Raw genomic sequence first — 3,783 nt, forward strand, 5'->3', positions numbered from 1 at the left:
TCCCTGATACTGACCGGAGGAATGGCAGCAAATGCAGCAGTAAGTGCAGGAACATCCATCGGCAGGGCAGTAGTAACAGAGTATGCAAAGCAGGGACTGACGGTGGCAGCGAGCAGCTATGTGGACAAGAGAATGACAGAAGCAACCAACAGTCCACTGGCAGGCTTTGTAGTTGGATCACTAACCGGAATGGCAACATATGGAACGCTCAGTGAGACAGAGCTGGAAGTAGTAAATAATGTAAAAAGACCGCAGCAGTTGGGAAATGTTGGGGAGAGTGGTACTTCTTTAACAAAGAGACCATCTTGGAGACAAGCTGAATTAGATGCAGCAAAAGATTTCCCAGATTATTTAGAACAAAAATCATTCATAAAGGGAAAGGAAGTTCCATATGGAACAAAAGGAAGTGTTAGACCGGACTTGTATAAGGATGGATTCAGTATAGATGTAAAGAATTATCAAATTGAAACTGCATCTGGTAGAAGCAACTTGGCAAGAAATATTGAAAAACAATATTATCAAAGAATAGGTAATTTACCAGAGGGAACAGAACAGTCAGTATTAATTGATATACGAGGTCAAAATATATCGCAAAATAATCTTAATGCTTTATATAATGATATTGTGGAACGAACAAGTAATGGAATAAAAGTGAGATTTAAGGAAAGTTAAAGGAGTATATGATATGGCAGTTGGATTTAAAGTTGGTTTTTTATGGTATCAAATAGGTAGTGGAGATTTTTTACATTGTTTTTTTTCGACAGTTGCTGTAAATTTAGAGAATAATAGTTGGGGAAGTAGATTTCCGCTGATAATGAATCAATTGTATCAGGGAAGTCTTGAGAGTGAAAATGTAAGTAAAGCGTTAATAGAATTGAATACAATTAAAGAAGAATTAAGGAAAATATCACCTAATAAAGTAATTTGGGATATAGATGATATTAAAAAACTGCCACCATGGGGCGATAATATTAGTAAGGACATAACTGATTTATCAAATTATTTTGTGACGAGTGATGGTGAAGATTTTTTAACATTGTTTAAACATGCCTTAGAGAAAAGTCAGGAGTTAGGATTACCAATAGAGATAGAGTCGTTATAGATGAAAATGGTTTTATAAGTAACAAAACTATCAGAAAACTTGATTAATATAAAATTCAGATGGTTATAATAGACAGGCAATTAGAAAATGATATGTAAAAAATGTAAAGGAAAAATGAAATGAAGTATCGAAGGTGCTACGCAAGGCTGGAGATAGGTTTGGCGGTTCACCAAATTTGGATAATATAGTATCTCAATCAAAAGATGTTAATTTGAGTCAATATAAGAAAATAGAAAATCAATGGGCAAAAGCTATAAGCGAGGGAAAAAAGTAAAGGTAGATGTTAAGGTTAAAACGCATTGTTTTCAGGAAAGATTGATATTATGAGAACGATGCGTTTTGCTTATCTGGAATTATATTGTAATTTTGGTCTCCTTGATAGTGAGTGGTGTGATAAAGTTCGAGAATTAAAAAATGAACATTACAATAGATTGGAAATAGAAGAATGATAGGAAATGAAGAGTTTTTGCAGTTGCGAGAGGTGGGTTAGGCGATTTCATCATTTATGATGCAGATGTTCAATTAAAAAATCAGTTGAATGAGAAATATAATGACGAAGTAAAAAGAGTTTGGAACATTATGAAAGACTATATTTAATATTGACTTCGTATAAGAATATCTGAAATCACAACGGAATATAGTTCCTGCTCTTGCTGTGTAAACTTCAAATAATCAGCATCCTGCATGTCAAAGGAAGATGCCCAGAAATATCTTGATTTTCTTGAGAATGGAAGCAAGGAAGGGCTCACAGAGGCAGAAATAAGAGGAATCGGAAAGGTAGACGAAGCACTTGCATTAAAGAAAGTAAACCCGGAGGAGCTGTTGGAACTTAGAAAACAGCAGCTGGGGAATGTAGGGGAGAGTGGTAGAAAGACTAATTTTGATAATGAAATACCTAGAAGTGGGGCTGAATGGAATGAATATTTAAAGGAAAAGTATGGTGCAGATAATGTACATTGGAATATTAATTCTGTTGATGATATTTTTAGGGATCCAACACGTTTGAAAGGATATTGCTGATGAATTGCAGAAGGTTCTTGGAAATGATTGGACAAGAGGTGTATATGGAAGCAATGGTGGCGGTTGGAAATTAATGAATGGTGATGTTTCTATATTTTATCATCCAGGCGGAGGCAAACATGGAGGTTCATATTATGGAATATCATCTGGGGCTACTGGAAAAATAAAGGTAGTAAATCCTGAAACTTATATCCCGCTGAAAGGTGATAGAGCAACTATAATTTATGATTAGAGGTATTGAGATGATAATTTCATTAGAAGAAAGATATGAAAACTTTAAAAAAACAATTCAAGAATGTGGAAGTTATTTGTTGACAGAAAGTGATGATACAATTAAACATAATCTATTTGAGGAATTTTCGATAGATGCGATTAGTTTTCTACATGAAGATACATTAAATCTTCTTTTGGATGAAGGTATGATTAATGATGATATACTAGAAAAAAGCATAGAGTTAAGAAATTCATTTATACAATTAGAAAAAAATGTAGAGTTGCTTAGTGTAGAAGCGGTAAGAACAGTTGAAGAATGGAAAAGATTATTAAGAACATCGGATGAAATAAGAAAGTTACTTTATTGGTAAGGTGATTAATTTTCTAGGTGAAAAGCTAGTTAATAACTGTGCAGAAGTATTTGCAACTAATAATGCATTGTTAGGTGGAGCCGATATTGATAATATATTTTTAAATACAAGAAATTTTGGAGTGAAGAATATGATCCACTTTGTGATAATTGTAAAATAACTTTTGAGAATTTTAAGTTGCAAAAAAATAAATAGGATATTATGTAGAAACAATCGGTAATATCACAGACGAAGCAGTACAAAAATATATAAAAGAGCAAGCAGAGGAATCGAGAAAAGAAGATTCAAGAAGTACCGCTTTATAGCGGACCAGTAAAAATGATTGCGACACCGCCCTTTTGGGCGAGCGGTAACATAGCTCTTTGGAGGGCTTATAACAAACCATCAGTTGAACTGGTGGTTGCTGACTTAGAAAAATAACGAAATAAAAAACGAAATAGCAGCGGTATTTAAAAACGAATTAAATTTTATTTGGTACACAATCGAATGGTGGAGGTAGTAAGGCATATTAATGTGCATATAAGTGTAAGAAATAGTAACAGGAATAACATTTACAGAATAGGAATGGCATCATTATGCTGATAAAATTAGATACCAATGTTTATACATCAAAGGTAAATTCTTTTTCAACGGTATCCGGTGAGGTAGAAGGAAAATAGCTTACAGTTCCGAATTTAAATGTATCAATGGACGCCATGACAGCGTACCGGGCGGGCTTTTCACAGTTAATTGGTCTGATGAGTTATTATTAGAGCCTCCTGACGCAGGATGTCGGGAAGCTTTTCACACTGCGTGATGAACTGGTTGATGCAGAAGCTTCTTTGATGAAAATGATAAAGACAAAATAGGGAGAGTGGAGAAAGTTATGGGATTTCAGGTAAAATATGAAGAAATTACCAGCATTCGGGAACTGATTCTGGCACAGATTGACTGGTGGATAGAACAGATAGATGCGGTAAGAAGAGTATTGTAGAGATTGCTATCATGTCGGAGATGCATGGAGGGACAGGAGGAGAACATTCAGGGAGCAAGATCAGACTTTGATGTGGTAGCAGAGGAAGTGGCGGATATTGAGAG

General features: G+C 34.8%; 6 protein-coding genes and 1 pseudogene. All 7 read left to right on the forward strand.

The genetic code is table 11. The features are described from left to right. Positions 1–672 (forward strand): hypothetical protein (locus DXB43_RS15215; protein ID WP_199535103.1); only part of this gene is annotated, 672 nt, incomplete at its 5' end. A 13-nt stretch (positions 673–685) separates the two neighbouring features. Further along, positions 686–1,102, forward strand: a complete 417-nt coding sequence (locus DXB43_RS14870; RefSeq protein ID WP_117842384.1) for an immunity 70 family protein — start codon at positions 686–688, stop codon at positions 1,100–1,102. Positions 1,103–1,235: 133 nt separating this feature from the next. Continuing rightward, positions 1,236–1,376 carry a DNA/RNA non-specific endonuclease gene (locus tag DXB43_RS15965; protein ID WP_442969660.1) on the forward strand — a complete coding sequence of 47 codons (141 nt, stop codon included), beginning with the start codon at positions 1,236–1,238 and terminating at the stop codon, positions 1,374–1,376. Positions 1,377–1,786: 410 nt separating this feature from the next. Beyond that, the gene (locus DXB43_RS14880) at positions 1,787–2,122 is read left to right on the forward strand and encodes a hypothetical protein (protein WP_117842385.1); all 336 of its coding nucleotides are present in this window, start codon (positions 1,787–1,789) and stop codon (positions 2,120–2,122) included. Positions 2,123–2,126: 4 nt separating this feature from the next. Beyond that, positions 2,127–2,354, forward strand: a complete 228-nt coding sequence (locus tag DXB43_RS14885) for a hypothetical protein (RefSeq protein WP_117842386.1) — start codon at positions 2,127–2,129, stop codon at positions 2,352–2,354. A 10-nt stretch (positions 2,355–2,364) separates the two neighbouring features. Beyond that, positions 2,365–2,706, forward strand: coding sequence for a hypothetical protein (locus DXB43_RS14890; protein WP_118544594.1), 342 nt, complete (start codon positions 2,365–2,367; stop codon positions 2,704–2,706). A gap of 194 nt (positions 2,707–2,900) precedes the next feature. Further along, positions 2,901–3,011 (forward strand): annotated as a pseudogene (locus DXB43_RS15970) (IS200/IS605 family transposase); the annotation flags it as partial. Between the last annotated feature and the right edge of the window lie 772 nt (positions 3,012–3,783).

The sequence above is a fragment of the Roseburia sp. OM04-10BH genome (assembly GCF_003462605.1).
GTDB classification, from domain to species: Bacteria; Bacillota; Clostridia; order Lachnospirales; family Lachnospiraceae; genus Roseburia_C; species Roseburia_C amylophila.